The 21420-nt window shown below is 70.3% G+C and carries 20 protein-coding genes; 8 read left to right on the top strand and 12 right to left on the bottom strand.

What is annotated here, in order from left to right; genetic code table 11:
* The first annotated feature begins 103 nt into the window (after window positions 1-103).
* Window positions 104-2164, top strand: coding sequence for a hypothetical protein (locus tag JW613_RS12940; protein WP_209210923.1), 2061 nt, complete (start codon window positions 104-106; stop codon window positions 2162-2164).
* Between the two features lie 72 nt (window positions 2165-2236).
* On the opposite strand, the gene JW613_RS12935 is transcribed toward JW613_RS12940, so the two are convergent.
* The gene (locus JW613_RS12935; RefSeq protein WP_099884352.1) at window positions 2237-3262 is read right to left on the bottom strand and encodes an ATP-dependent 6-phosphofructokinase; all 1026 of its coding nucleotides are present in this window, start codon (window positions 3260-3262) and stop codon (window positions 2237-2239) included.
* Window positions 3263-3603: 341 nt separating this feature from the next.
* On the opposite strand from JW613_RS12935, the gene pta reads away from it, so the two are divergent.
* From pta to pyk, 3 genes are all read left to right on the top strand, one after another.
* Window positions 3604-5763, top strand: a complete 2160-nt coding sequence (gene pta / locus JW613_RS12930; protein ID WP_209210922.1) for a phosphate acetyltransferase — start codon at window positions 3604-3606, stop codon at window positions 5761-5763.
* Window positions 5764-5840: 77 nt separating this feature from the next.
* The gene (locus JW613_RS12925; RefSeq protein WP_209210921.1) at window positions 5841-7049 is read left to right on the top strand and encodes an acetate kinase; all 1209 of its coding nucleotides are present in this window, start codon (window positions 5841-5843) and stop codon (window positions 7047-7049) included.
* A 70-nt stretch (window positions 7050-7119) separates the two neighbouring features.
* A complete protein-coding gene (gene pyk / locus JW613_RS12920; RefSeq protein ID WP_185018170.1) occupies window positions 7120-8541 on the top strand; it encodes a pyruvate kinase in 1422 nt (473 codons plus the stop codon).
* A 96-nt stretch (window positions 8542-8637) separates the two neighbouring features.
* Here the strand turns inward: pyk and JW613_RS12915 are convergent, their stop codons facing one another.
* From JW613_RS12915 to JW613_RS12900, 4 genes are all read right to left on the bottom strand, one after another.
* Complete coding sequence (locus tag JW613_RS12915; protein WP_209210920.1) at window positions 8638-10095, bottom strand: hypothetical protein; 1458 nt, start codon at window positions 10093-10095, stop codon at window positions 8638-8640.
* Window positions 10085-10669 carry a DUF6114 domain-containing protein gene (locus JW613_RS12910; RefSeq protein ID WP_209210919.1) on the bottom strand — a complete coding sequence of 195 codons (585 nt, stop codon included), beginning with the start codon at window positions 10667-10669 and terminating at the stop codon, window positions 10085-10087. Before JW613_RS12910 ends, JW613_RS12915 begins: the two co-directional genes overlap by 11 nt.
* A gap of 118 nt (window positions 10670-10787) precedes the next feature.
* Window positions 10788-11405, bottom strand: coding sequence for a DUF6230 family protein (locus tag JW613_RS12905; RefSeq protein ID WP_209210918.1), 618 nt, complete (start codon window positions 11403-11405; stop codon window positions 10788-10790).
* 684 nt (window positions 11406-12089) lie between these two features.
* Window positions 12090-13052: a tetratricopeptide repeat protein gene (locus JW613_RS12900; RefSeq protein WP_099884339.1), complete on the bottom strand. Its 963-nt coding sequence runs from the start codon at window positions 13050-13052 to the stop codon at window positions 12090-12092.
* A gap of 200 nt (window positions 13053-13252) precedes the next feature.
* Here JW613_RS12900 and JW613_RS12895 point away from each other — a divergent pair, with 200 nt between their 5' ends.
* On the top strand, window positions 13253-13942 hold the full coding sequence (locus tag JW613_RS12895) for a TetR/AcrR family transcriptional regulator (RefSeq protein WP_209210917.1): 690 nt from the start codon (window positions 13253-13255) through the stop codon (window positions 13940-13942).
* Window positions 13943-13962: 20 nt separating this feature from the next.
* On the opposite strand, the gene JW613_RS36345 is transcribed toward JW613_RS12895, so the two are convergent.
* The 7 genes from JW613_RS36345 to JW613_RS12865 all read right to left on the bottom strand — a co-directional run bounded on the left by JW613_RS36345 (window position 13963) and on the right by JW613_RS12865 (window position 19143).
* On the bottom strand, window positions 13963-14094 hold the full coding sequence (locus JW613_RS36345) for an MFS transporter small subunit (protein ID WP_280635150.1): 132 nt from the start codon (window positions 14092-14094) through the stop codon (window positions 13963-13965).
* Complete coding sequence (locus JW613_RS12890; protein WP_209210916.1) at window positions 14069-15397, bottom strand: OFA family MFS transporter; 1329 nt, start codon at window positions 15395-15397, stop codon at window positions 14069-14071. The genes JW613_RS36345 and JW613_RS12890 overlap by 26 nt, the downstream gene beginning before the upstream one ends.
* Before the next feature lie 115 nt (window positions 15398-15512).
* Window positions 15513-17213: a coenzyme B12-dependent isobutyryl-CoA mutase large subunit gene (gene icmA, locus JW613_RS12885; RefSeq protein ID WP_209210915.1), complete on the bottom strand. Its 1701-nt coding sequence runs from the start codon at window positions 17211-17213 to the stop codon at window positions 15513-15515.
* A gap of 228 nt (window positions 17214-17441) precedes the next feature.
* Window positions 17442-17774, bottom strand: coding sequence for a DUF3817 domain-containing protein (locus JW613_RS12880; RefSeq protein ID WP_209210914.1), 333 nt, complete (start codon window positions 17772-17774; stop codon window positions 17442-17444).
* A 67-nt stretch (window positions 17775-17841) separates the two neighbouring features.
* Window positions 17842-18360, bottom strand: coding sequence for a MarR family winged helix-turn-helix transcriptional regulator (locus JW613_RS12875; RefSeq protein WP_209210913.1), 519 nt, complete (start codon window positions 18358-18360; stop codon window positions 17842-17844).
* 91 nt (window positions 18361-18451) lie between these two features.
* On the bottom strand, window positions 18452-18748 hold the full coding sequence (locus JW613_RS12870) for an MTH1187 family thiamine-binding protein (protein ID WP_099884328.1): 297 nt from the start codon (window positions 18746-18748) through the stop codon (window positions 18452-18454).
* Window positions 18745-19143: a DUF3817 domain-containing protein gene (locus JW613_RS12865; RefSeq protein WP_209210912.1), complete on the bottom strand. Its 399-nt coding sequence runs from the start codon at window positions 19141-19143 to the stop codon at window positions 18745-18747. Before JW613_RS12865 ends, JW613_RS12870 begins: the two co-directional genes overlap by 4 nt.
* Before the next feature lie 119 nt (window positions 19144-19262).
* On the opposite strand from JW613_RS12865, the gene JW613_RS12860 reads away from it, so the two are divergent.
* From JW613_RS12860 to JW613_RS12850, 3 genes are read left to right on the top strand one after another with little or no spacing between them, the layout of a single operon-like run.
* The gene (locus JW613_RS12860) at window positions 19263-19907 is read left to right on the top strand and encodes an AIM24 family protein (protein WP_209210911.1); all 645 of its coding nucleotides are present in this window, start codon (window positions 19263-19265) and stop codon (window positions 19905-19907) included.
* Window positions 19907-20557, top strand: a complete 651-nt coding sequence (locus JW613_RS12855; protein WP_209210910.1) for an AIM24 family protein — start codon at window positions 19907-19909, stop codon at window positions 20555-20557. Before JW613_RS12860 ends, JW613_RS12855 begins: the two co-directional genes overlap by 1 nt.
* Complete coding sequence (locus tag JW613_RS12850) at window positions 20557-21360, top strand: AIM24 family protein (protein ID WP_209210909.1); 804 nt, start codon at window positions 20557-20559, stop codon at window positions 21358-21360. The genes JW613_RS12855 and JW613_RS12850 overlap by 1 nt, the downstream gene beginning before the upstream one ends.
* Window positions 21361-21420 lie beyond the last annotated feature (60 nt).

Here is a 21420-nt window from a genome sequence, read left to right as displayed (position 1 = left end):
GCACGAAGTGACCTGCCGCCGCCAGCGCTGCCTTGACCACCGACATCACTGTCTTTCTCTCTTCATCGGATGGTTGCCCCCTCCCTTGCCTACACTCCTGCTGGTGACGACGCCTTCTCTCGACAGCACGTCCACCGGAACGCTGTCTCCGCTTGCCTCGCGTTCCGACTCCCTGCCCCTGCTGCCCGGTGGCAACGATCAACAACTCGCCGCCCTACGGCGGCTCATCGACCAGCTCGGCACCGGGCGCGAGGCCACGGACCGCATTGCCTGGCCGGACGAGGGCGACAGCGTCACCGTCCGCGATGCCGTGCGGCGCCTGGGAAGTGTGGGGGTCGTGGCGCGCGAGGGGTCACGGGTGGTGCCCACCGCCACCGCGCTGGACTGGCGGCGGACGGGGCAGCATGACCTCCTCGTGGGAACCTTCCACCGCCATGTGGCGTTCGTCGGCGAGCTGCTGGCGGCACTCAGCGACGGGCCGCTCGGCCTGGAGGACCTGCTGAGGCTGGGCAAGGAGGCATACGGCTTCAGCTGGCAGACGGTAACTCCCGTACGCCAGCGGACGATCTGGCTCCGGGTCACCGGCATGATCGCGTACTTCGACGGCAAGGCCCGGCTCACCGACGCCGGCCGCACACTGCTGGGCCGCCTGGTGCTCGGCGAACCGGCAGGCGGCGCGCGGAGCCCGGAAGAGAGCGCGTCCCCGAGCGTGGCCCGCGCAGCCGCCGCGGTGACCAGCCTCTGGGAGGAGCGGGCCACCAAGGGCTGGGAGACCAGGGGAACCGGTCGGAACCTCTACATCCCCGGGTCCAAGGACGACAACGGCCGCCTCCGCGCGCTGCGGACCCTGGTCGCCGGTTCCCGCCCCGAGGTCACGCGCGAGGAATTCGGTCAGCTGTGCGACAAGGTCTCGGGAAAGCCGGTCGCCGTCTCCTCCGTCAGCACCGTGCTGGACGCGGTCAGTGCCCTCGGGCTGCTCACCCGCGTCGGTGAGAACGCCTGGACCCCCGCTGCCGCCGCAGAAGCCTGGCTGGCGGAGGACGACCCGCTCGACCTGGCCCGGATCATCCACTCCGCGATCCGGTACTTCGGCGAAATCCTGGCCGTGCTCGGCACGGAAACGGTCTCCACAAGCTCCCTCGTACGGCACAGTTCGGAATGCGTGGACGACGGCCTCACGCCGGCGGCCGTCAACGCACGCCTGCATCTGCTGGAGTCGTGCGGGCTCGTGAAGAAGATCACCAGCAAGACCTACCAGGCCACGCCCCTCGGCCGGGCCTTCCTCCGCACCCTGCCTCCCGACTCGGTCATCAGCGCCCTTCCCCGCTCCACGGGGGCGGCTGCCGACTGCGCACCGGGCCACGGGCCGCGAGCCACGGCGGAGGAGGTGGCGGCCGAACTGGAAATCGCGGCCAGGGAAAGCGAGGACCACGTCCGGCTGGAGAAGGCCGCCGTCGCCGCGCTGGAACAGCTGGGCCTGGAGGGAGTACATCTGGGAGGAAGCGGCCGGACCGACGGCGCCGTACGGCTCGGAGTCGGGCTTCGGAAACGGACCTTCGCCGTGGAGGCCAAGGCCACCGCGACGGGGGCGGTGGAGCGCAAGGCCGTCGATCTGGAAGGGCTCGCCGAGCACCGTGAAAAGCTCAAGGCCGAGGCGACGTTGCTCATCGGCCCCGCGTTCCACGAGCGGGTACTGACCGCCGCCCGCAAGGACGGCAAGGTCGCCGTCCTGCACACCGGGCTACTGGCCGCCGTGGTCCGAAGCCGGCAGACGGTGCCCCTCACAGGCGAACTCCTCGACCTTCTGCTCGACCCCGCCCGCGATCCCGCGACCCGGGAGAAGCAGATCGAGGCCGCCCGGCAGGAGGAGGAGCGGCGCTTCGCCGTCGAACGAGCCGTCGTGGACGCCTTGTTGGAGGAGGCGGAGTACTCGGAGGGCTGGCTGACTCTGCGCGACCTGGTACGCGATCTGCGGAAGGGCGGACCGGCCACCGACGAAGGGGAGATCCAGGAGGTGCTGAACTTTCTCGCCTTCCCCCGGATCGGCGCCGTCGAGGAGAAGAACGGTCAGTTCCGGGTGACCGTCAACCGGCGCACCCTCGTGCACCTCGTGCAGACGATGGGACGCTCCCGGCTCACGGTCTCCCCGGAGGAGGCCGGGTGACGCGAGGCCGGGGGCGTCCCTCGCGGCACCGCGGCCGGGTGGGCGACACGCCCGGTGCTGCGGAACCGGAGCTCAGAAGACCGCTTCGGTCTCGTCCATCCGGTCCTGCGGGACCCGCTTCAGTTCGGAGACGGCGTCCGCGAGCGGGGCCATGACGATCTCGGTGCCGCGCAGGGCCGTCATCCGGCCGAAGTCCCCGCGGTGGGCGGCCTCGACGGCGTGCCAGCCGAAGCGGGTGGCGAGCACCCGGTCGTAGGCCGTGGGTGTGCCGCCGCGCTGGATGTGGCCGAGGATGACCGGCCGTGCCTCCTTGCCGAGCCGGTGCTCCAGCTCGACCGCGAGCCGGTTGCCGATGCCGGCGAAGCGCTCGTGACCGTACTGGTCGATCATGCCCTTCTCGTACGGCATGGACCCCTCGGCCGGGTGCGCGCCCTCGGCGACGCAGATGATGGCGAACTTCTTGTTGCGGGCGAACCGCTCCTCGACCATCTTCGCCAGGTCGTCGACCTCGAAGTTGCGCTCCGGGATGCAGATGGCGTGGGCGCCGGCCGCCATGCCCGCCTCCAGGGCGATCCAGCCGGCGTGCCGGCCCATGACCTCCACGACCATGACGCGCTGGTGGGACTCGGCGGTGGTCTTGAGGCGGTCCATGGCCTCGGTGGCGACGCCGACGGCCGTGTCGAAGCCGAAGGTGCGGTCGGTCGCGGAGATGTCGTTGTCGATGGTCTTGGGGACGCCGACCACCGGCAGCCCGATCTCGGCGAGCATCCGCGCCGCGGTCAGCGTGCCCTCGCCGCCGATGGGGATGAGCGCGTCCAGACCGAGGCGGTCGATCAGCTCCTCGGAGTTGTTGCACGCCTCACGCAGCCGGTCGCGCTCCAGCCGGGCCGAGCCGAGGATGGTGCCGCCGCGGGCGAGGATGCCGCTGACGGAGTTTATGTCCAGGGGGCGGTAGCGGCCCTCGAGCAGGCCCTTGAATCCGTCTTCGAAGCCGATGACCTCGTCGCCGCGGTCGTGTACGGCACGGTGCACGACGGATCGGATCACGGCGTTGAGACCGGGGCAGTCTCCGCCTGCGGTGAGGACTCCGATGCGCATGGGGTTCGCTTCTCCTGCTGAAGTAGATGCCCGCCCGGGGACGGGCCGCTTGGGCACGGTCGGACCTCACTGTCCGGGGGTGCCGCTGGTCCGTGTGAGCCGGTGCGATTGTTTCACGTCTTGAACGCGAGGGCATGGATCCCGCCCAGCATCCGGACCCCCTTGCTCCGCTCTCCTCCCGGCCCGGTGCCCGGGGTCGCGGGTCGCACTCCTGGCGAGCGGCCTAGCCAGAAGCGCGGGTATTGTCAAGGGTATAGCCATACCCTTACGGGTGCTTTCTAGGCAATACCGCTCAAGAAACCCCCAAGGCGATCTCGACCGCGACCCGGAGGAGACAGCGCGTGACGCGCAGCGTGTACGTGACCGGCATCGGACGCAGCGACGGCCGACAGGTCGTCGAGCTGGGCGTCATGGAGCTCCTGACCCGTCAGGTCGACCGCGTCGGGGTTTTCCGTCCCCTGGTGCACGACGGGCCCGACCGCCTGTACGACCTGCTGCGCAGCCGCTACCGACTCAGTCAGCCCGCCTCCTCCGTCTTCGGTATGAGCTACGAGGAAGCGGCGGCGCTCCAGGCCGAGCAGGGCACGGACGAGCTGATATCCCGCCTGGTGGACCGCTACCACCAGGTTGCCGACACGTACGAGGCCGTACTCGTCCTCGGCACCGATTTCGCCGACACCGGACTGCCCGCCGAGCTGGCCCTCAACGCGCGGCTGGCCAACGAGTTCGGTGCCGCCGTGCTGCCGGTGGTCGCGGCCCGCGACCAGTCCCCGGAGGCGGTCGTCGCCGAGGTGCGCAACGCCCACCACGCCTACGCCTCGCTGGGCGCCGATCTGATCGCGATGGTCGCCAACCGGGTGGCCGACCCGGAGGCCGCCGCCGCGGTGCGGGGGCTGGCCGAGCGGCTTCCGGAGCCGGTGTTCGTGCTCCCGGAGGAGCCCGCGCTGGCCGCGCCCACGGTCGCCCAGGTCAAGGAGAGGACGGGGGCCGAAGTGCTGCTCGGCGACCACGCCGGGCTCTCCCGTGACGTCCGCAACCTGGTCTTCGGCGGCGCCCACCTGCCCGCCTTCCTGCCCGCGCTGACCGAGGGCTGCCTGGTGGTCACACCCGGCGACCGCTCCGATCTGATCATCGGTGCGCTGGCCGCGCACTCCGCCGGCTCCCCCGCCATCGCCGGTCTCCTGCTCACCCTGGACGAGCGCCCCGGCGAGCAGACACTGGCGCTGGCCTCCCGGCTGGCGCCGGGCACGCCGTTGCTCGTCGTACCGGAGGGCTCCATGCCGACCGCGGACGCGCTGCTGTCGCTGGAGGGCAAGCTGACCGCGGCCACCCCCCGCAAGGCGGAGATCGCGCTGGGGCTGTTCGAGACCCATGTGGACACCGCCCGGCTGTCCGAGCGGCTGTCGGTGGAGCGCAGCGAGCGGGTCACGCCGATGATGTTCGAGCACGAGCTGGTGGAGCGCTCGCGCGCCGGGTCCCCGAAGCGACGCCACATCGTGCTGCCGGAGGGCACCGAGGAGCGGGTGCTGCGCGCCGCCGAGGTGCTGCTGCGCCGCAACGTCTGCGACCTGACGCTGCTGGGCGAGCCGACGGTGGTCCGCAAGCGCGCCGCGGAGCTGAGCATCGGCCTCGACCTGCCGGCGGACGACGAGACACCGGCGCAGCCCGCCTCGGGCGCCGGCGGAGCCATCGCGCGCGTCGTCGACCCGCAGACCTCCCCGCTGCGGGAGCGCTTCGCCGAGTCGTACGCCAAGCTGCGCGCCCACAAGGGCGTCACCTACGAACTCGCCCACGACGTCGTCTCGGACGTCTCGTACTTCGGCACGATGATGGTCCACGAGGGGCTGGCCGACGGCATGGTCTCCGGCGCCGTGCACTCGACGGCGGCGACGGTCCGCCCCGCCTTCGAGATCATCCGCACCCGGCCGGACGCCTCGATCGTCTCCTCCGTCTTCTTCATGTGCCTGGCCGACCGGGTGCTGGTCTACGGAGACTGCGCCGTGGTACCCGACCCGGACGCCGAGCAGCTCGCGGACATCGCGATCCAGTCGGCCGCCACCGCGGCACGGTTCGGGGTGGAGCCGCGGATCGCGATGCTGTCGTACTCGACGGGCACCTCGGGCTCCGGCGCCGACGTGGACAAGGTGCGGCGGGCCACCGAGCTGGTCCGTGAGCGCCGCCCCGACCTGCTGACGGAGGGACCGATCCAGTACGACGCTGCCGTGGAGCCCTCGGTCGCCGCCACCAAGCTGCCCGGCTCCCGGGTGGCGGGGCAGGCGACCGTGCTGATCTTCCCGGATCTGAACACCGGCAACAACACCTACAAGGCCGTGCAGCGCTCGGCAGGGGCCGTCGCCGTCGGTCCCGTGCTCCAAGGGCTGCGCAAACCGGTCAACGACCTGAGCCGGGGCGCCCTGGTGCAGGACATCGTCAACACCGTGGCGATCACGGCCGTCCAGGCGCAGGGCGACGACCCGGTGCCCGGCGGCGCGGTCGGCTGATCCCCCCTTCCCGGTCTCCCCGACTCCCGTCCCCGATCGGTTCCCGAACCCCGCCCCCGTAGAGAAAGCCCCTTGCTGTGAGCCCCACCCGGATCCTCGTCCTCAACTCCGGCTCGTCGTCGGTGAAGTACCAGCTGATCGACATGGCCGACCGCACCCGGCTGGCCGCGGGGCTCGCCGAGCGGATCGGCGAGGAGACCTCGGCCGTCTCCCACCAGCCGCTGGCCACCGGCGGCGAGCCCCGCACCCGCGAGGGCCGGCTGGCCGACCACGACGCGGCGCTGGGGGCCATCGCGGACGAGCTGGCCGCCGACGGGCTCGGCCTGGACTCCCCGGACCTGGCCGCGATCGGCCACCGGGTGGTGCACGGTGGGCTGAAGCTGACCGCGCCGACCGTGGTGGACGACGCGGTGCTCAAGGAGATCGAGCGGCTGGTCCCGGTGGCGCCGCTGCACAACCCGGCCAACGTCACCGGCATCCGTACGGCGCAGCGGCTGCGCCCGGACCTGCCGCAGGTCGCGGTCTTCGACACCGCCTTCCACTCCACGATGCCGGAGCACGCGGCCCGCTACGCCATCGACACGGAGACGGCGGACGCGCACCGGGTGCGCCGCTACGGCTTCCACGGCACCTCGCACGCCTACGTCTCACGCAAGGCGGCCGAGCTGCTGGGCAAGGACCCCGCCGAGGTCAATCTGATCGTGCTGCACCTGGGCAACGGCGCCTCGGCCTCCGCCGTGCGCGGCGGGCGCTGCGAGGACACCTCCATGGGTCTGACCCCCTTGGAGGGCCTGGTGATGGGAACCCGGTCCGGTGACATCGACCCGGCGGTGGTCTTCCACCTGGGCCGGGTGGCCGGGATGGACGTGGACGAGGTGGACGAGCTGCTCAACAAGCGCAGCGGCCTGCTGGGGCTGTGCGGCGCCAACGACATGCGGGAGATCCGCCGCCGGGTGGACGCGGGCGACGCGGCGGCCACCCTGGCCTTCGACATCTACATCCACCGGTTGCGGAAGTACATCGGTGCCTACTACGCCGTACTGGGAAAGGTCGACGCCGTGGTGTTCACCGCCGGCGTCGGGGAGAACGCGGCCCCCGTGCGCGAGGCCGCCGTCGCGGGCCTGGAGGAACTGGGCCTGGCGGTGGACGGCGAGCTCAACGCGGCGGGCGGGAAGGAAGCACGGCTGATCTCGCCCGAGTACGCGAGGGTGAAGGTGGCCGTCGTACCGACCGACGAGGAACTGGAGATCGCAGAGCAGACCTACGCGCTGGTCGCCCCGAGCTGAGCGGCCCTGACGCCCGGGGGAGCCGCCCCCGAATCGTTCAGTACCTAAACAAAACGATAGGATCGCCACCATGCGCCGTTCCAAAATCGTCTGCACCCTGGGCCCCGCCGTCGACTCCTACGAACAGCTCAAGACGCTGATCGAGGCGGGTATGAACGTGGCCCGCTTCAATATGAGCCACGGCTCCCACGCCGAGCACGAGGAGCGGTACCACCGCGTCCGCAAGGCCGCCGAGGAGACGAGCCGCGCCGTCGGCGTGCTCGCCGACCTGCAGGGGCCCAAGATCCGGCTGGAGACTTTCGCCGAGGGCCCCGTCGAGCTGGTCCGCGGTGAGGAGTTCACCATCACGACCGAGGACGTGGCGGGCGACAAGACCATCTGCGGCACCACCTACAAGGGGCTGCCGGGCGACGTCTCCAAGGGCGACCCGGTCCTGATCAACGACGGGAACGTCGCACTCCAGGTCGTCGAGGTCGAGGGCCCCCGGGTACGCACCATCGTCATCGAGGGCGGTGTCGTCTCCGACCACAAGGGCATCAACCTGCCCGGCGCCGCGGTGAACGTGCCGGCGCTGAGCGAGAAGGATGTCGACGATCTGAAGTTCGCGCTGCGGATGGGCGCCGACATGATCGCCCTCTCCTTCGTGCGGAGCGCCTCGGACGTACGCGACGTGCACCGGGTGATGGACGAGGTCGGCCGCCGGGTACCGGTCATCGCCAAGGTCGAGAAGCCGCAGGCCGTCTCCAACATGGAGGAGGTCGTGCTGGCCTTCGACGGTGTGATGGTGGCCCGCGGCGACCTGGCGGTCGAGTATCCGCTGGAGCAGGTCCCGATGGTGCAGAAGCGGCTCGTCGAGCTGTGCCGCCGCAACGCCAAGCCGGTGATCGTGGCGACCCAGATGATGGAGTCGATGATCACCAACTCGCGGCCCACCCGCGCGGAGGCCAGCGATGTCGCCAACGCGGTGCTGGACGGTGCCGACGCGGTGATGCTCTCGGCGGAGTCCTCCGTCGGGCAGTACCCCATCGAGACGGTCAAGACGATGTCGAAGATCGTGCAGGCCGCCGAGGAGGAGCTGCTGGGCCGCGGCCTCCAGCCGCTGGTGCCGGGCAAGAAGCCGCGCACCCAGGGCGGTTCGGTCGCCCGCGCGGCCTGCGAGATGGCCGACTTCCTCGACGGCAAGGCTCTCGTCGCCTTCACCAAGTCCGGCGACACGGCCCGGCGGCTGTCCCGCTACCGCGTCAGCCAGCCCATCCTCGCCTTCACCACGGACTCGGCCACCTGCAACCAGCTGACGCTGAGCTGGGGTGTGGAGACGTTCGTGGTCAAGCACGTCGACCACACCGACGAGATGGTCGAACTGGTCGACGCGGAGCTGCTGCGGCTGCAGCGCTTCGAGACGGGCGACACCATGCTGATCACGGCAGGCTCCCCGCCCGGCGTCCCCGGCACCACCAACATGGTCCGCGTCCACCACCTGGGCACCGCCTGAGCCGGCTCCTGACAGACGAAAAGGCCCGCACCCTGGCAGGTGCGGGTCTTTTCGTGAGGGGGTTGTTCGCGGGTCGCCGCCGACTGCCGCCGCGGCCTATCTGCTGACGTACTGGTGCAGTCCCGGCACCGTGAGGGTGCCGCCGAACTGCCCGGCCTGGGTCACCGAGACATCGGTGAAGTAGGCGAACGGCACATTGATCGGCGGCGGGGTCTCGGGGGAGAAGGTGATCGGGATCAGCCCGAACAGATTGCCCTTCAGCTCCTCGGTGTACATCGTCACCTTGCCACCGCGGATGGTGGAGGTGGAGCCCTCGGCCGCCTGCACGTGGTAGGTGACGCCGTCGGCCTTGACGGTCTGGTGCAGGTCGCCGATGTCCAGCGCGTCGGCGGTGAACTTGAGGGCCTGCTTGGTCTTGCCGTTGGGCATCTTGATGTTGACGACGCCCTCGTAGTCGAGGCCCTTGAGGGTGAGGGAGGAGGCTTCCAGGTACCAGGGGTCGTACGGGATCTGCGCGGGGGTCTGCTCGTCCTTGCCCTCGACGCTCATCTTCTCGGGGCACGGGAACGGCTTGCCCGCGTCCTTGGCGGGGTCGTAGTCGCGTGCGGTGCCGTCCTTCTTGTCGGCACCGGGGCCCTCGGAGTCCTTGCCGTCCTCGTCGCTCTTGCTGTCCTTGTCGCTCTTGCCGTCCTCGCTGTCCTTGGCGGACGTGTCCGGCTTGTCGTCCTTCTTCGCGGACCGCGAATCCGAGTCCGCCTCGGAGCTGTCGGCCTTCGGCTCGCCGCCGCTGCTCTTGCGGCTGCCGCTGTCCGAACCGCCGCTCGGCGAGGAGGACTTGTCGCCGTCCTGGGACCCGGAGCCCGAGTCGGAGCCGGAGCCCGTCGAGGGGCCGGGTGTGGTGGAGGGTTCGTCGGCGGGCTCGTCCTTGTCCTTGTCGGGGTCGAGGACACCGTCGAGCGTCTTGCCGACCCCCAGCGGGTCGTACCAGGGGTTCTCCTCGTCGTCCTGGGAGCCGGCCGAGCCGTCGTCGGAGCCGGTGGACGGCGAGGGCGACGGGGAGGGCTTGGCACTCCCGGAGGAGCCACTGGAGCGCTCGGAGGGCGTCGTGTCGCCGGGCTTCTCGCCGGAAGCGCCGCCCTCTGCCTTCTCCTTGGCGTCGTCGGCGCCCTTCCCGGCGTTCTCGGCGGCCTCCTTGGCCGCCTTCTCGCGCTTGGCCTGCTCGCGGGCGAGGTCCTCCTTGAGCTTCGCCGCCCGCTCCTTGCGCTCCTGCTTCTCCTTCTCGGTCTCCTGCTGCTCCGAGATGGAGACGCAGGAGTCGCCCTTGAACGGATTCTTCGGGAGCGGCTTGGCGTTGGCGAGCTGCGGAGTGAGGCCTACGCCCATCAGGACCGCCGAGGGCATCGCGGCCAGGGCTATCGCCTTGCCGGCGGGCAGATGGAACCGGGTCAGCAGCGGCTTTCTGGGGGCCGCGTGCCGGGGACCGGTTCTTCCCCGGGCGCCGGGCGCGGCATCGGTGCGCGCGCCCTCCCCCTCGTGGACCTCGTCACCCGGCACGGTGCCTCCCGTTCCCGTCGTCCGCGTCGACCCCGTGGCGGGGGGACGCTCCAGAGACTGCTGTGTTGTCGCTCGCCGGCCCCGGCCCGGCGTCCGTGGCGGCGTCCGCTGCGGGGTGCTCGGCCTGCTCGACACGGTCGGCGGGCTCGACCCGCGCGGCGGGTTCGGCCTCGACCGGCTTGCCCGGAGCCCAGGAGACGCCCAGCGCACCGCCGATCAGTCCGAGCAGGAAGCCGATCAGGAAGGCGCCGAAGTTGGACACGACGAGGGAGACCAGCGCGAGCAGGATCGCGGCAACGCCCGCGAACACCCGCGAGTGGGGCTGGAACCACATGGTCAGCCCGAGGACGACCAGCAGGACGCCGATGATCAGCGAGCCCGCGCCCGCCGTCGTCGACATCCGGATCGTCAAGGACCCCAGGGTGAGGTTCTGGTAGGGGACGTACATGATCGGGATGCCGGCCAGCAGCGTCAGCATCCCGCCCCAGAACGGGCGCTGGCCGCGCCAGTGCCGGAAGGACTGCCGCTTGTGGCCGAATCCGGTCGTCAGACTCTGTCGCGTGTCGGCGCTCATGGGTACGGGGCTCCTCGGAACTGGCACAGAACTTGCTTGTGTGGAGCGGACCCTACGGGTGCGGAGTGCGGGAGACGGAGCGGGCGTCCCCGTTCCCCGCACCCGAGGGAGGCTCACGTCAGTAGCACTCGTGCTTGCCCTTCTTGACGCTCATGTGCAGACCACTGAGCTTGAAGGTGCCGGCCGTGGTCGCCCACGCGCGCTGCTTGACGTCGGTGAAGTGGACGCTCTCCGCCTGCTGGGAGAAGGAGCCCTTGGCGTAGCTGTCGCCCTTGTGCGGACCAGGACCCTTGGTGGTCTTGTCCACGCTGACGCCGATGTCGATGTTCTTGAACGTCGCGTTGGTGTGCAGATCGTCGGCGTCGATGTAGAGCTTCTTGGCCTCGACGCGGGGGCCGCCCGCACGCCCGGCGCTGAGCTTCATCGACACATCGCCGAAGACCGGCACCGGGACGACGACCGACTGGCAAAGGTTGCGTATCTTCGCCGAGTTCATGCCGACGACGGCGACGGCCTTCTTGCCCTTCTCGGTGCTGTCGAGGGCGCCGTACTGAACGAAGCCGGTACCGTCCAGCTCGTCCGCCGTGACCTTGAACTGCTGGCCGGAGACGCTGAACGACGCCGCCAGCGCACCCTGCGAGAGGGCGACGCCGATCGCTGCCGTAGCGGCCACGCTCGGCACCATGACGACGGCGAACCGCTTCCATCTGGTCCCGCCACGAGCCAGGGACTCCATGACTTTCCTCCTTCTCGGACGTACATCTCCGGCTCGGAGAGCCGTGCCGCCTGTCTCAGCGGGCCGCTCCTGCCGTGGGGGTACCTCCCGGCCACGGGGCTGGGGAGGGAGACGAGCTACGTCCTCGGAACGGAGAACGCCAACGTCGTACGTGCCGTTCTCACGCACGTCACGTCCGAGCTGCCGGCGATCACCCCCGAGCGACAACCACGGGCCACGCTCTCGCGCAACCTTGCTTTTGTAAGGACAGGCCCTGCCGTGGAGCAGGGACCCCCCTGTCCTGAGGACCGGCGAGTGGAAAGGGTGTGTGGTGGTGCGGGTGGTGCGGTGCCGGTCCGCTCGGTGGGGACCCATCGTCGCGGGCGCCGAATGGATGCCGGGCTGCGGGCGATGGACCGAGCGTGGCCGATCGTGGTCCATCTGAGCCCGCCGCACAAGGGGGTTCGTTACTTACGAGTAACGGCTGGATAACCCCAGGGCCGCCGGGGGGTGCCGCACGGCGACGGAGGGTCGCCGAAGGGGTGGGGCTCCAAGCCGCATCAACCGGGCAAGCCGGGAGGTTTCCGCGAGATGTCGTAACCATGAGTAACGGCGACCGCGATTGCCAAGTTTTGGCAAAGCGCGGCCGCCGTTGTCGCTAAATCAATGAGTGGCGACGTGTGTGTGACCGTCGGTACGGGCAGGTCAGAACAGCGCGCGAGCGAGTGCCGCACGCGCGGTGACCACGCGCGGATCCTCCGGGCCGATCACCTCGAACAGCTCCAGGAGCCGCACCCGCGCCGCGTCCCGGTCCTCACCGGCCGTACGCCGCACCGTGTCCACCAATCGCCCGAAGGCGTCCTCCACATGGCCCCCCGCCATGTCCAGGTCCGCGACCTTCAGCTGTGCGGCCACGTCCTCGGGCCGGTCGGCGGCGTCCTTGCGGACCTGCCGGGCGTCCATGTCCTGCACCCGGGAGAGGAGTTCGGCCATCGCCAGGCCGACCTTCGCCTCCACGTTCGCGGGCTCGTCCGCCAGCTTGTTGCGGTACGCCTGGATCGCCCCGGGCAGATCGCCGGAGTCCAGCGCCTGCTGCGCGGCGGCCAGCACCGGGTCCTCCGGCGCCTGCGGCTCGGCGGGCTGCTCGGCGGCGTCACCCTCCTGCGGGACGCCCTGCAGACCCGTGATGCCGAACCGCTGCTCGGCCACCTGGACGAGCTGATCCAGCGTGGCACGGATCTGCTGCTCGGGAGCCGCCCCCTGGAACAGCGGCAGCGCCTGCCCGGCCACCACGGCGAAGACCGCCGGGATGCCCTGGACACCGAACTGCTGCATCAGCATCTGGTTCTGGTCGACATCGATCTTGGCCAGCAGCAGCCGGCCCGCGTACTCCTGGGTGAGCCGCTCCAGAACCGGTGAGAGCTGCTTGCACGGCTCGCACCACTCCGCCCAGAAGTCGATGACGACCGGCACCTCGGCGGAGCGCTGGAGCACCTCCGCCTCGAAGTCGGCCTCACCGACGTCGATCACCAGACCCGACGGTCCCGGCGCGCCGTCCCCCTGCGCCGCCCGGGCCCGATCCTGTTCCGCCTTCTGCTTGGCCTCACCGGCCGCCTTCACCGCGGCGAGGTCGACCACACCGCTCATGGACATGTTGCGTGGCTGCATGGGTCCAGTCTCCCCCCTTCGCGCGGCCGTGTGTGCAGTGGTCGCCAGGTCCCCACCCGGCGTGTGATTGTCGCGGGGGTCATTCCGCTACGGCTCGTAGCGTAACTTGTGCGGCCCACGCTCCCGCAAGGCCGTCCCGCCCCGGCATCCGGTGATCCACCTCACGATGCACGACCCATACCGATCGGTAGGGTCGGCCCATGGCCGCCCCCGACCCCCTGCCCTCCCCACAACGCCGCGGACGTCCGCGAAGTGCCGCGGCCGACCGTGCGATTCTCGCCGCGACCCGGGCCGCGCTGGTCGAGGTCGGCTGGAGCAGACTGACGATGGGCGAGGTCGCCCATCGCGCCGGGGTCGCCAAGACGACCCTCTACCGGCGCTGGGCCGCCAAGAGCGAACTCGTCCTCGACGCGGTGGCCGTCCTCTTCGACGAACTGGAACTGCCCGACAGGGGCTGCCTGCGGGCGGACGTGGAGGGCGTCGTGCTCTCCTTCGCGGCCCTGCTGCGCCGGCCGGAGACCAAGACCGCGCTGATGGCCGTCCTGGCCGAGTCCACCACCGATCAGGCGCTGCGGGCGCGGATCCGCGAGGCCATCGTGGACCGCCAGAAACGGCTGGTACTCGACGGTCGGTCCCGGGCGCAGCAGCGCGGAGAGCTGCCGCCCGATCCGCCCGACGCGGCCGAGACCGCCCGGGTGGTGGACCTCATCTTCGATGTGATCGCGGGAGCGGTGGTGCACCGGTCGCTGGTGAGCGACTGCCCCGTCGACGAGGCGTGGGCCCGGCAGTTCGCCACACTGCTGCTGGAGGGGCTGAGCACCGTCTCGTCCGCGCCCGGCGGCGACGCCTCCGAAGGCGATACGCAGCCCGAAGAGCACCCACGTGGCTGAGAAGGCGCCGAGAGGCCGCCTCAGCCGGTGAACAGCTGGGTCGCCTTCCGGACCAGTTCGTAGACGCCGTACGCGAGCGGCAGGCCCACCCAGCACCACGACAGCACGATCAGGCCGGTACGCCGCTCAGACGGACTGCCGCTGCTGGACATCGGGCTCCTTCCGCAGATGGTGACGTTCGTGCACGGGCCGCACCAGTTCGTTGGCCACGAAGCCCACCAGCAGGAGCGCGATCATGATGGTGAGCGACAGTCCGTACAGACCCGGGCCGCTCTTGCCGGCGGACTCCTGGGAGTCGGCGACCCAGTTGACGATCAGCGGGCCGAGGATCCCGGCGGTGGACCACGCGGTCAGCAGCCGTCCGTGGATGGCGCCGACCTGGTAGGTGCCGAACAGGTCCTTGAGGTACGCCGGGACGGTGGCGAAGCCGCCGCCGTAGAAGGAGAGGATCACCAGCGCGCAGAGGACGAACAGCGGCTTGGAGGAGTCACCGAGCTGGGCGATGGCCAGGTACATCAGGGCGCCGACGCCCAGGTAGACCCGGTAGATGTTCTTCCGGCCCACCAGGTCGGAGGTGGCGGACCAGCCGATGCGCCCCACCATGTTCGCCGCCGACAGCAGCGCCACGAACCCGGCCGAGGCGGCGGCCGAGACCGGGGTCGAGGTGTCCGCGAAGAAGTCCGTGATCATCGGTGCGGCCTTCTCCAGGATGCCGATCCCGGCGGTGACGTTCATGCACAGCACGATCCACAGGCACCAGAACTGCGGGGTGCGCAGCGCCTGCCGGGCCGAGACCTGCGGCCCGGAGGTGGCCGCCGGCGCGACCGACGCGCCCGCCCCCTCGGTCCGGTCGGGCGCGGGCACCCGTACCAGCAACACGCCCAGCGCCATGAAGACCGCGTACACCAGTCCGTGGGTGAGGAACGCGGCGGCGATGCCGCCGGGGCCGCTTCCGTAGGACTCCAGCATCTGCGCCGACCACGGCGAGGCGATCAGCGCGCCGCCGCCGAAGCCCATGATGGCGATGCCGGTGGCCGTGCCGGGCCGGTCGGGGAACCACTTGAGGAGGGTGGAGACGGGCGAGATGTAGCCGATGCCGAGCCCGACGCCGCCCACGCCGCCGTAGCCGAGCACGATCAGCCAGTACTGCTCGCTCCAGGCCCCGAGCGCGGAGAGGAGGAAACCCGCGGAGAAGCAGCACAGGGCCACCGTCATGGCCCAGCGCGGCCCGTTCCGTTCGACCAGGGTGCCGCCGAACGCGGCGGACAGGCCCAGCATCACGATGGCCAGTTGGAAGGGCAGCGCGCTTTGCGTGCCCGACAGCTGGAGGGCCTCCTCCAACGGGGGTTTGAACACGCTCCAGGCGTACGCCTGGCCGATCGACAGGTGCACCGAGAGCGCGGCGGGCGGCACCAGCCACCTGCTCCAGCCGGGCGGCGCCACAGGAGGTGTCATGGTCAAGAACGTTAAAGTTTGAACTTCCCGTTTGGGAAGGCTCGTGCACCGCCTCCCTGACAGCCGACGAGACGCGCGGTGGAGGCCGGAGGGCCCGGCCCCGCACCGCGCCGGGTCAGAACACCGGCGGTTCGGTGTAGGTGCCCCACTCGTCCCGCAGGGCTCCGCAGATCTCGCCCAGCGTGGCCTCGGCCCGCACCGCCTCCAGCATCGGCTCGATCATGTTGCCCTCCCCGCGCGCGGCCTCCACCAGTGTGGCGAGCGCGCCGCGCACGGCCGCGTCGTCCCGCGCGGCCCGCCGGTCGGTGAGGGACCGCACCTGCTCGCGCTCCACCTCGTGGCTGACCCGCAGGATCTCCAGGTCCCCGGTGACCGACCCGGTGTGGCAGTTGACGCCGACGACCTTCTTGTCGTTCTTCTCCAGCGCCTGCTGGTAGCGGAAGGCGGACTCGGCGATCTCGCCGGTGAACCAGCCGTCCTCGATGCCGCGCAGGATGCCGGAGGTGATCGGGCCGATGGGGTGCCGCTCGTCGGGCACGGCGCGCCGACCGCGCTCCTTGATCTGCTCGAAGATCTTCTCCGCGTCGGCCTCGATCCGGTCGGTGAGCGCCTCGATGTACCAGGAGCCGCCCAGCGGATCGGCGACATTGGTGACGCCGGTCTCCTCCATCAGCACCTGCTGGGTGCGCAGCGCGATCTCGGCGGCCTGTTCGCTGGGCAGCGCCAGCGTCTCGTCCAGTGCGTTGGTGTGCAGCGAGTTGGTGCCGCCCAGCACAGCCGAGAGGGCCTCTATGGCGGTGCGCACGACGTTGTTGTAGGGCTGCTGCGCGGTGAGCGAGACACCGGCGGTCTGGGTGTGGAAGCGCAGCCACTGCGCCTTCTCGCTGGTGGCGCCGTACACGTCCCGCAGCCAGCGGGCCCAGATACGGCGGGCTGCGCGGAACTTGGCGATCTCCTCGAAGAAGTCGAGGTGGGCGTCGAAGAAGAAGGAGAGGCCGGGTGCGAACGTGTTCACGTCCAGCCCGCGGCTGAGCCCCAGTTCCACGTAGCCGAACCCGTCGGCCAGCGTGTAGGCGAGCTCCTGCGCGGCGGTCGCCCCGGCCTCGCGGATGTGGTAGCCGGAGACCGACAGCGGCTTGTACGCGGGGATGCCGTGCGCACAGTGTTCCATCAGGTCGCCGATGAGGCGCAGATGGGGCTCGGGCTGGAAGAGCCACTCCTTCTGTGCGATGTACTCCTTGAAGATGTCCGTCTGCAGGGTGCCGTTGAGCACGGCCGGGTCCACGCCCTGCCGCTCGGCGGCGACCAGGTACATGCAGAAGATGGGTACGGCGGGGCCGGAGATCGTCATGGAGGTGGTGACATCGCCGAGCGGGATGTCCCGGAAGAGGACCTCCATGTCGGCGGCCGAGTCGATGGCGACGCCGCAGTGGCCGACCTCGCCCAGTGAGCGCGGGTCGTCCGAGTCGCGCCCCATGAGCGTCGGCATGTCGAAGGCGACGGACAGCCCGCCGCCGCCCGCCTCCAGAATCATCTTGTACCGCTCGTTGGTCTGCTCGGCGTTGCCGAACCCGGCGAACTGGCGGATGGTCCAGGTCCTGCCCCGGTAACCGGTCGGGTAGAGCCCTCGGGTGAAGGGGAACTCACCCGGCCATCCGATGCGCTCGAACCCCGTTACGGTGTCGCCGTCCCGGGGGCCGTAAACAGGCTCGACGGGGTCGCCGCTGAGCGTGGTGAAGTCCGCGTCCCGCTTGCGCGCGGAGTCGTAGCGCTCCTGCCAGCGGCGGCGGCCTTGTGCGATGGCGTCAGCATCCATACCCCCGAATTTACTAGGACGTCCAAGTAAAAGCGATGACCACCGCCATCAATGTGGGGCCGCACACGTTCTGGTACCCCGCCGTCGGGTGCTGGGTCCGGCTGGGGGAGCGCAGTTCCCCACGCCCCTGAATGGTTACCCCGCGAAGCTTGGGCCGTCTGCTCCCCCGAGCTCTTCGAGCAGGGGTACCCCCAGGCGCAGGGTGGGCAAGCGCAGCCCCTGAGAGGGCTACGCCTCCACGGGTGCAGCGGTCCCCACCAGCGGCGCGACCTCGCGGGTGACCTTGCGCTCGACGAAGAAGGCGGCGGTGGGCACGGTGCCCGCCAGCAGCACCCAGATCTGCTTGCCCAGCGGCCACTTCGCCTTCTGGCCGAGGTCGAAGGCGAAGATCAGGTAGAGGATGTAGAGCCAGCCGTGTGCGATCCCGACCACGCTGGTGAAGCCCTCGGCACCGTCCATACCCAGCAGATACTTGCCGATCATGCCGAGCGTCAGCAGGACGAGGAGCACGGCGGTGACGTACGCCATGACGCGGTAGCGGGTCAGCACGCTTCGTTTCATGAAAACGAGCGTAACCGCCGCTTCGGTGCGACCTTTCACCACCCTGCGGCCCCCACCGTCGGCACGCTCAGCGGCCGGGGCCCTCGGTGAAGTCCCCGGCCGCCACCCGCAGCGGGCGCAGCAGGTCGAAGATCTCGTCGAGCTGCTCGGTCCCGTAGGCGCCGAGCCCGAAGTCCATGGCCATCAGGTCCTCGGTGGCCGCGTCGCACACCTCGCGGCCCTTGTCCGTGATCGCCGCGAGGGTGCCCCGGCCGTCGTTGGGGTTGGGCCGCTTCTCCACGAAGCCCGCCGCCTGCAGCCGGTCGACGGTGTTGGTCACCGACGTGGGATGCACCATCAGCCGCTCGCCGATCTTGGACATGGGCAGCTCCCCCTTCTGCGAGAAGGTGAGCAGCACCAGCGCCTCGTACCGTGCGAACGTCAGCCCGTACGGCTTGAGCACCGCGTCGACCTCGGACAGCAGGATCTGATGGGCGCGCATGATCGAGGTGATCGCGGCCATGGACGGCACCGAGCCCCATCGCTGCTTCCAGTGCTCATCGGCACGGGCGATCGGGTCGAACGACAGACTGAGCGGCTTGGGCACCCTAAGACCCTACCGGCCGGTCAGGTGCCGGTCTAAGCCGTCCCGCTCCGCGGGCGCTCCGCACCGGGCCGGGCGCCTCCCGCCGCGCCGCTCAGTCCTCGCCCAGATACCGGTCGACCGTGGCGACCTTCGAGGTGAGGCCGTCGACGACGCCGGGACGGATGTCGGCCTTCAGGACGAGCGAGACGCGCGGAGCCCGTGCCTCGACCGCCGCGACGGCCCGCCGCACCACGTCCATGCACTCCTCCCACTCGCCCTCCAGCGAGGTGAACATGGCGTCCGTACGGTGCGGCAGCCCCGACTCGCGGACCACACGCACGGCGTCGGCGACGTACTCCCCCACGTCCTCGCCGACGCCGAGCGGGGTGACCGAGAAGGCGACGATCACGAGTTGACCGCGCTTGAGCCGCTGCTCACCGTCGAGGTCTGCTCCTTGCGAGCACGCGCGGCGATGACGCCGGCCTCCTCCTCCTTGCGCAGCATCTTGTCCGCGAAGAAGCCGCCGGTCGGCAGCACGGAGAGGACGAAGTAGAGCGCGGCCCGGCCGAACGGCCACTTGATCCGGTTCCAGGCGTCGGCCCAGAAGATCACATAGAGGATGAACAGGATGCCGTGGACGGCGCCCATCACCGGCACGGCGTTGAAGTCCGTGGTCCGCTTGAGCACGGAGCAGACCAGCAGGACGAGGAAGGAGACCCCCTCGGGCACCGAGGTGAGTCGCAGACGGCGCAGGGCGGAGACCGCCTTGGGCGGCAGGCCGCTAGGAGTTTCCAGTATGGCCACGGCAGGTCCTCAGATCGTGTGTCGTCGATCGGTTGTCGTTGGTTTGTGAAGGAACGCACAAGCTCCTGCCATTGTGGCAGCCCTGCACTCGATCACGGCCCGCAGGGTAGGTTCGTCGCGTGGCTCAGTTCCGACTCGAGAGCAGCAAAGTACTGGCCGTCACGCTCGGCGGTGGCGGCGACGCGGTCAAGGCGAAGAACGGCTCGATGGTCGCCTACGACGGCGAGATGGCGTTCAAGAAGATGAGCGGCGGCGGCGAGGGCATGCGCGGCATGGTCACGCGCCGGCTCACCGGGGAACAGCTGACGGTGATGGAGGTGAAGGGGCAGGGCACCTGCTACTTCGCCGACCGGGCCGCCGACATCAGCCTCGTCTCGCTGAACGGCGAGAAGCTGCACGTCGAGGCGAGCAATCTGCTGTGCACGGACGGCGGCCTGCGCACCGGCACCAGCTTCACCGGGCTGCGCGGCGCCTCCCAGGGCAACGGCCTGTTCACCACATCCGTGGAGGGGACCGGCCAGGCAGCGCTGATGTCGGACGGTCCCGCGGTGCTGCTGCGGGTCACCTCGCAGACCCCGCTCCAGGTGGACCCGGGCGCCTATGTCGCGCACCAGGGGAACCTGCGGCAGAGCTTCCAGACCGGGGTGAACTTCCGCACGCTGATGGGGGAGGGCTCCGGAGAGGCGTTCCAGATCCGCTTCGAGGGCGAGGGCGTGGTGTACGTGCAGCCGAGCGAGCGCAACACGCTGGGAGGAGAGGTCTGATGCCGTTCCGGGAGCTGTCCGGCAAGCTCGTCGAGGCCCGGGTGGTGCCGGGTCAGCGGATGTTCAGCCAGCGCGGCGCGATGGTCGGCTACCAGGGCGAGGTGACCTTCACCCCCAACATGCAGGGCGGCCAGGGCGGTCTGATGTCGATGATCGGCCGCCGGGTGGCGGGCGAGGCCGCACCGCTGATGACGGTCGAGGGCGACGGGACCGTGATGTTCGGCCACGGCGGCCACCACGTCCAGGTGATCAACCTGGACGGCGACACCCTGTGTGTGGAGGCCGACCGCCTCCTCGCCTTCGACGGCAGCCTGCAGCAGGGCACCCTCTTCCTCGGCAGGGACGGCGGGGTGATGGGCATGGTGCGCGGCCAGGTCTCCGGCCAGGGCCTGTTCACCACCACGCTGTCGGGCAAGGGCGCGGCGGCCGTCATGGCGCACGGCGGCATCATCCAGCTGCCCATCACCCCCGGCCGCCCCGTCCACGTCGACCCGCAGGCGTACGTCGCGCACTTCGGCGACGTACGCAACAAACTGTCCTCGGCGCTGGGCTGGCGCGACATGGTGGGGCGCGGCTCGGGCGAGGCGTTCCAGCTCGAACTGTCCGGCAACGGGGCCGTTTTCGTGCAGGCCAGTGAGGAGAAGCTGTGATGTCCCAGCCGCAGGGGGCCGCAGGGGACGGCTACCGCGTGTACGACGCGACGACGCTGCCCGCGAACGACAACGTCAATCCCTACGCCTTCTCCGTCGAGCTGGACGGCCAGTGGTTCCTGCAGAAGGGGAAGATGATCGCCTACTACGGGCAGATCGACTTTCACGGCATCGGGCACGGTCCGCTGGACCGGCTGGTGGCGAGCAGCTTCCACTCGCCGCTGCACGCCTCGGACTGGGTCGTCGCGCAGGGGCGGGGCAAGCTGCTGCTGGCCGACCGCGCCTTCGACGTCAACTCCTACGATCTGCAGGACGGCAACCTGACCGTGCGGTCGGGCAATCTGCTCGCCTTCGAGCCCTCTCTCTCGCTGAAGCAGTCGATCGTCCCGGGCTTCCTCACCCTGATCGGTACGGGCTCCTTCGTGGCCGCCTCCAACGGGGAGGTGCACTTCGTTCAGCCGCCGGTGCGGGTGGACCCGCAGGCGCTGGTCGGCTGGGCCGACTGCCCCTCGCCCTGCCACCACTACGACCACCAGTACCTCAAGGGCGTCATGGGCGGTCTGCGCGCCATGACGGGGATGGGGGGCACCTCGGGCGAGGAGCACCAGTTCGAGTTCGTCGGCGAGGGCACCGTACTGATCCAGTCCTCCGAGGTGGTCATGGCCGAGCGCGACGCCGGTGCCGTACCGCAGCAGGCGGGGGTGCCGGGCGGCGGCCAGGGCGGACAGGGCGGACACGGCGGACAGCAGCGTCCGCAGCTTCCGGGCCAGTTCGGCAGCCTGCAGCGGCGCTTCGGGCTCTGACCCCGGCCCCCGCAGTCGTCCTCACCCTCGCCCTCGTCCTCTTCAGGAGGCGAGCCGACA

This window comes from Streptomyces smyrnaeus, assembly GCF_017676345.1.
Taxonomy (GTDB): Bacteria; Actinomycetota; Actinomycetes; order Streptomycetales; family Streptomycetaceae; genus Streptomyces; species Streptomyces smyrnaeus.
The sequence above is the reverse complement of the archived record's forward strand: the minus strand, read 5'-3'. Positions and strand labels throughout refer to the sequence as shown.